Source organism: Chryseobacterium sp. (assembly GCF_045629545.1).
Classification (GTDB): domain Bacteria; phylum Bacteroidota; class Bacteroidia; order Flavobacteriales; family Weeksellaceae; genus Chryseobacterium.
Map to the genome: position 1 here is coordinate 70,590 of NZ_JAZQRK010000025.1, position 6,845 is coordinate 77,434.

The window sequence follows — 6,845 nt, forward strand, 5'->3', positions numbered from 1 at the left end:
AATTTGTAAGGAGTGTATTAATATAACCCCTATAAATCAGTCGATTCTATTGGAAATTACTATATAAATATACGTGATACACTTTCTGATTTTGGTTTTAGTGGAAGTAGCCCTTTTAGCTACAAAATCACATATAAAAATATTAATGATTTTTTATGTCTATATAAAAGAATCGATTCTCAAGAAGTTGGTAAAATATATAAAAAAAACGTCAATTTTGGTTAAAAAGTAATTCGGTAAATATAAAAAAAACAGGATTCTTTAAATACGATTATTATCATGGTACAGATAACTCAACAGTAAAATCTACAGATATTATAACGTTTCACATATATTCTAATGGAAAAATCGAGAAACATATTCCTAAAGTTATAAAAGAAGATTTCAAACAAAAATATAAATATGTATATCATGATGCAAAGAACAAAGAACATGATGTATGTACAGTTAGTTTTATTTCAGTAGATAAAAGAGGTGACGGATCCACAATCAAATCTATACCGAAGGGTCATACTAGAACATACAATTACCCTAGTGGAGGAAATGCACAAAAAGCATATGTGTATGCAAACGGAGATATTTGCGTAGAAGGTACTAAATACGGATTCAAAAAATATCCTAAAGGCACAGGAAAAGTGGAATTAATAAGAATGGAAGACTCTTTGAGCTATGATAAAGATGGCGTTAAGATATATTACACATTCCGTAATTCACAAAGAAGATATTGCAATCCTGAAAGCTATGCTGGTTTTATAGGTGCACTAGCTGAATTTGGAAGAACTGATGTTCGTTGTACAGGTATGTGTTTTGAGGATGCAACAAGTTATCCTAGTGTAACCCGTCCCAACGGTGACAGTGCAGACACTGCATATTATTCTACTCAAAGTACTGAGCAAAAGAAAGTTGATGCTTTAAAAAAATATCACTTCAAAAATATCTATAGAGGTAAGACAGGTTGGTATCCCAATTTAGTTGGAACTAAATATTCAAGTGGGCATGAGGATCATCTTCATGCAGGTGATTTCGACTCTAGTGTATTAACAACAATTAAAGAAAAATAATGAAAACAATAATTTCAAGTTTTATCTTAATCATTTTATTTGCATGTAAAAAAAATGATTTCATTAATAATAACAAAAATTTAAGTAAAATAAGTATCAAAATAACTGATACTGCAAAGGCTTCCGCCAAACTAACTTTTGGAGAAAAAAAACTTATAGAATATCAGTTCCCTAAAGAATGGAATCTTTTAGAAGAAATAGATGAAAATGATCCGAATTTCAAAATAGATAAAATTTCTAGTAAAGTTTATGATTCTATTTTTTATTTCATAGAAAAAAAATGAAATAAATTATTATAATTCTTTAAAGTACAATAAATCTAAATCTATTTTAATACCTCAACAAAAGCTTATAAACATTCTCAGTTTATATGAAAAAAATGTTGTTCTAGATAGAGCTCACCAAGTAGAAACCATCTCAAAAAGCCCACAATATTCTCTAGAATTATATAAAAGCGGAGATAGATACAAAGATTTGCTAACCATTATAGAATCCGAAAAATTAACGTTCGATTATCTATGATTAGTGACTTTCGATAATAATAAAACTCCTATTGATTATTTGCTACTTTATTATAACAATTACAAATGTTGTTCTAGATAGAGCTCACCACGTAGAAACCATCTCAAAAAGCCCACAATATTCTCTAGAATTATATAAAAGCGGAGATAGATACAAAGATTTGCTAACCATTATAGAATACGAAAAATTAACGTTCGACTATCTATGATTAGTGACTTTCGATAATAATAAAACTCCTATTGATTATTTGCTACTTTATTATAACAATTACAATAGCGTAATGAGTTATAAGAGATATTTTTTTATCGATAATGGATTAAATATTTACCTAAAAGATTTTGATACAAATGAACAAACTGTTCGTTTTCAAAATGAAAAAAAAATTAAAATAAATAAAGATGGTTACTTTAAACAAGAATAAAATGAAGTCAAAAAAAAATATTTTGCCTTTGTTAATTTTAATGATATCATTAAGTTTTTGTTGCAAACAAAAAAAAGAACTTTTTGAAACAAAAACAAGCAAAAATATATACACTGGAGATTCTACTCTATCCAATAAAAATTATTTTAATACACTTGTATCCTTAGGTGACGAAAAGATAAACTTGGCATTACAAAAACAAAATGAAAAATACTTGAAAGAGTATAAAAAGATTAATCCAGGAGAATTACAATCTATTTCAAAAGAAAATTATACTATTAAACTTGTAAATGAAGCCCAACATGATAAAAACAATATAAAAGTAAATCTCTATACAATAATTGGAAATAAAAAAATTGATTCTATTTCGTTTTATAGAAATATTTCGGGAAATAATTTTGGAAAATACATTTGCCTATCCTATTTTAATCCAAAGATGAATAAATTATGGCAAATTAAGTATTTCCCATTAAATCCAATAAGAGGAAATTCTGCTTCTATGATCTCATACACAGTGAAGAGTATAAATGAAACTGGTATTATAAAAACAGATATAATACACTTTTTGGACGAATCTTTGGAGGTTGAAATGGAAAAAAATGAATTATATTATTAAAGGAAGTACAAGTCCAAAAGCAGAACAGAATACCTATAACCCTATTGTAAACTATGATGAGTTTAAAGAGGAGGTAGATTTAAATTACGAATATCTTTAAAATATAAAATTATGGCAAAAGGTATAAAATCAATTATTGGATAAAAAAATCCTAAAGTTGGACAATCATGCACTTATGAAGTTTCTTCCTATTATCCAAATACACCAAAAAACGGCAAAAATATACAATGGAAATTATATGTTATGCAAAATAATGGAAGTTGGAGAGAACTTAGAGGTCCTTTAAAAACAGGAACTAAAGCACCATTTCAATTACCTGAAAAATGGCTAGGAAAAAAAATGATGATTGAAGCTTTTATCTACAATCCTGAAAAAAAATCACCTCCTGGCCTTATTATCACACCAATTCAGGCAAATATTCCTGAAATAAAGAAGGTAGAACTGCGTTATCATAATAATTCTCCAGGTAAAGTTTTTAGTTTTTCGGATAAATTGATTGCGCAAGCAATTTGTATAAATTTATTTAATAAAGAACTTACAGCTACCTTATGGGAGGATGATGCTGCAGGAAATGGACATTATAATAAAAATAATATAATAAAATCCGTTAAATCTAAAGTTGATGAAAATGGAATTGCAAAAGCAGAATTTCTTCTAACAGAGGCTTTAATAAAAAAAGCATTAGAAGGTGAAATAGATGTAAAGCAAATTGAATTTTATGTAACATTTGAGTACTATGCACACAAGAAGCATGCAACAAATAATATACATGTAGATAATCCCATATCTGAAAATCCTTCTCCACCACTAAGCCCAAAAGCGGATCCACCAGTAGATAAAACTCCTCCAGAAGCAGTGCCTAAACAGGAGCCGGTAATTCCAACTCCTGAAAATACCAGTAATCAAACACAACCAACTACAAGTGCACAAACCAATGGTACGATAGAGAATACACAGCCTCCTGCCCCACCAGAACCTGCAACTTCTCCAGCAGTTGTTAATGAGGTTAAAATTGAGAATCTATTGGATGCATATTTTGCTAAGAAAGATTACACTAAAAAAACAGGTAATGAAGCTGGTACAATTGAATATACATTTGGTGGTAATGGTAATAATACAGATAATGATTCAAAAAAAGAAAATATTGCTAAAATTATTTTGGGGAAACCAGCTGTTACAGCTTTAAAAGATAAAAAACAATACACGACATTGGAAGCTATAAAAGCTGCGCTTACCAAAGATGTTTATAATAAAAATGAGAAAATTAGCATTAAGACTTTTAAATTAGGTGTTGAATTTGTAAAGGTAAATAGCGCACCATTAGAAGAAAAGCTGTATTTAGTGGCGCGAACTTCTATGTTGGATGGTAAACAAGCAACTCTTATTATTAAAGAAAAAGACGGAATCATCAAAGGTTCTTCAGGCGCTACTCTTCCTGTACTAGAAATTACAGAAGAGCAAATGGAACCAAAAACCACTTCTGGAGAAGTTCCGGGAACGGAGAAAACAGAATTTACTGCAACGGTAAAGGACAATTTAGTGAAAATCCCAATACACCTCCGTCCAAAATCTGATGATGAACTTAATAATTGGAAAGAAAAACTTTCTAAAGGAAAAGAAGACGGAACTTATACTTACACTTTTAGTGGAATTACTAACATCAAGGATGCTAATGAAAAAAGATCGATTGCAGGAATTATTTTATCTAATGCAAAAGATGGAAAAAAAGGAAATCCGAAAATAGAAAATGGAAAAACAAGTACCATTGAAGAAATTGAAAAAGTCTTACAAATAAGACCTTATGGAAAAGACGAAAAAATAACTTTTAAACTTTATAAGATTACACCTGAATTGCTTTTCATAAATGCTAAAGCTCAAGGGCAAAAACTACATAACAAAGAGTTTTTGAAGAGTGATGGTGCGTATTTTGAAATTGGTGGAGGAAAATGTCCTAGATGTGAAGCGGAAATTACATTAAAACATATAGAAGATTTATTCGGAGTACTTACGAATTCAACTAATTTTAGAAGAGAGGTTCTAGAATATTTAAATACATATATTAAACAAAGAAAAAATACGGATAAGCCAATTCATTTAAATACTTGTCTACGTAAAGCTCATTTTTTCGCACAAGTTGGTGCTGAAACTTTGGGTATCAACACAGATTGGATAGTAGAAACAGATGTAAATCCTTATGCTCCTAAAAACATTAGAAATACAGCTATTTTTGGTGATAGAAGTGGTATATTAGAAAAAAGAGGGCAAATAGAATTATTTTGTGCAGATAGACCGCAAAAAAGACTATTAAATTTCCTATATGCGGCTGAAAATAAATTTGGAAATGGAAATGGTAACGAAGCAAGTGGAGATGGTTATAAATATAGAGGAAGAGGGCTAAAGCAGTTAACAGGAAGAGATAACTATAGGAAAGCATCTCATAAACTTAAAGAGATATTTCCAGAAGAATATATAGATTTAGAAGCTAATCCTGATAAAGTAAAAGAAGTAAAATATGCTGTTCTTTCAGCAATTGCCTATTGGGAAAATAATGAAGTTTGGAAAGTTGCTGACGAAATTAAAGTTTCTAATGATGAAAATATAAAAAGAATAAGAAGCACGGTAAATGGAGGAGTTGCAGGTTGGAAAGATGCTAAAAAATATTTTGAAAAAGGGATAGAAGTCTTTGAGGTCAATGAGTGTAGTCCTGTAGAAAAAACTTCTTCAGATGATGGATGGCATGATCCTGTTGATAATCCTCAATTATGTTTATATTCACAAGGAGGAGAAGTAAAAAAACCTTGGCATGGATCATTTGGTCCTAAAATTAGAGATGGTGTAAATAAACACACAGGGATGGATTTATTTGCAAAACCAGGAACAAATGTGTACGCTTGTGTAAAAAGTAAAGTAGTAAGGAGTGAAATTAACAGTTCGTTATTTGGTCAGATGATAGTCCTCGAAGTTATTGAAGAGGGTATAGAAGTGATAAAATCAAGAAGAAAAAATCCTTTTAGATTAAAGTATGCTAATAAATCAGAAATTGAATCACAGAATTTTAATCATAACGGTCCTTTTTACCTTGTATATGCTCACTTAAAAGAAAGAAAAGTATCCATAGGAGATATCGTACATGCAGGTAAAGTTATTGGTTTAACAGGAACTTCAGGTTATTCTGGTGCTCCATTTTCAACAAAAAACCCTCATTTACATTTTGAAATAATGAATGTGGAAAAACAAGCTGGATTAAATAATAAATGTAACCCAGGTGTATATTTAACATATAAAGACGAAGATAATTTAACACCATCTGATATTGCAGAACAAGAAGAAGCGAGAAAAAATTCAAAATTTTGGAAACAATGAGACCTATTTATTTAACTTTTATACTAGCCTTTTTGGGCATATTATTAAATTGTAATAATACCAAATTAAAAGAATATGATTCACAGAAAACTATAGAAAAAACTGAAAATAATGAAACTTTCAGTTTAGTAAAACCAATAAATAAACCTGAAGAACCTGATTATAAGACTTTATATAATGACTATTCTATTTCAATAAAATCAAATTCATCTTATCAAGAACTTATATTAAAAAAAGGGGATATTGAAACGACAAAAACGCTAATTTTTTATTATGAAAATCCCGAAATTGTTTTCCATCTGTATAAATCCAATCTTAATAATATTGTCATATTAATTGAAGGTAGAGACTACTATTCAAGTAATTTAGGAGTATACTATATAGATAACAAAACTAATAAAATCATTGAAATAGATGATACACTAACTTATACTCAGGATAATCCAGAAACGAAGGGATTTAAATTGCCTACTGCAGAAATTGAAAAGGAAAATAATGAATTAAAATGTACAATTTACCTGGGAAATAAACTTTTATATGATAAAAAATATGATATTCATACTATAGAAAGAAATAACTCTTCTAAAAATTTAATAACTAATAATAATTTAGAAGAAGTCAATAATCTTAATCAAAATACAACCCCCTCTGACCTAAAAGGAATGTGGGGAGTAATTTGTGCAAATGAATTAACAGAGCTTGATATCAATAAAGACAAAGGCTTTTTATCTTTATACAGTATAAATGCAATCTATATTAATCTTAAAGTAGAAAAAATTTCAAACAAAAATGAATACCTTTTGAAGTATGCAAGTGTTTCTTCTCAACAAGATTATTATGCAGATAAATTAAAAATTGTAGA

Annotated in this window: 6 protein-coding genes; all 6 read left to right on the plus strand. The window is 29.0% G+C overall.

Annotated elements, in window-relative coordinates; genetic code table 11:
• Window positions 1-560: 560 nt before the first annotated feature.
• On the plus strand, window positions 561-1,061 hold the full coding sequence (locus tag ACKI42_RS05335; protein WP_407403209.1) for a hypothetical protein: 501 nt from the start codon (window positions 561-563) through the stop codon (window positions 1,059-1,061).
• The gene (locus tag ACKI42_RS05340) at window positions 1,061-1,345 is read left to right on the plus strand and encodes a hypothetical protein (protein ID WP_407403211.1); all 285 of its coding nucleotides are present in this window, start codon (window positions 1,061-1,063) and stop codon (window positions 1,343-1,345) included. Before ACKI42_RS05335 ends, ACKI42_RS05340 begins: the two co-directional genes overlap by 1 nt.
• A gap of 518 nt (window positions 1,346-1,863) precedes the next feature.
• Window positions 1,864-2,004: a hypothetical protein gene (locus tag ACKI42_RS05345; RefSeq protein ID WP_407403213.1), complete on the plus strand. Its 141-nt coding sequence runs from the start codon at window positions 1,864-1,866 to the stop codon at window positions 2,002-2,004.
• A 1-nt stretch (window position 2,005) separates the two neighbouring features.
• Window positions 2,006-2,620, plus strand: coding sequence for a hypothetical protein (locus ACKI42_RS05350; RefSeq protein WP_407403215.1), 615 nt, complete (start codon window positions 2,006-2,008; stop codon window positions 2,618-2,620).
• Window positions 2,621-2,863: 243 nt separating this feature from the next.
• Window positions 2,864-5,983: a peptidoglycan DD-metalloendopeptidase family protein gene (locus ACKI42_RS05355; protein WP_407403217.1), complete on the plus strand. Its 3,120-nt coding sequence runs from the start codon at window positions 2,864-2,866 to the stop codon at window positions 5,981-5,983.
• Window positions 5,980-6,845: hypothetical protein (locus tag ACKI42_RS05360; RefSeq protein WP_407403219.1), on the plus strand; the 866-nt coding region annotated here is incomplete at its 3' end. The genes ACKI42_RS05355 and ACKI42_RS05360, both read left to right, overlap by 4 nt.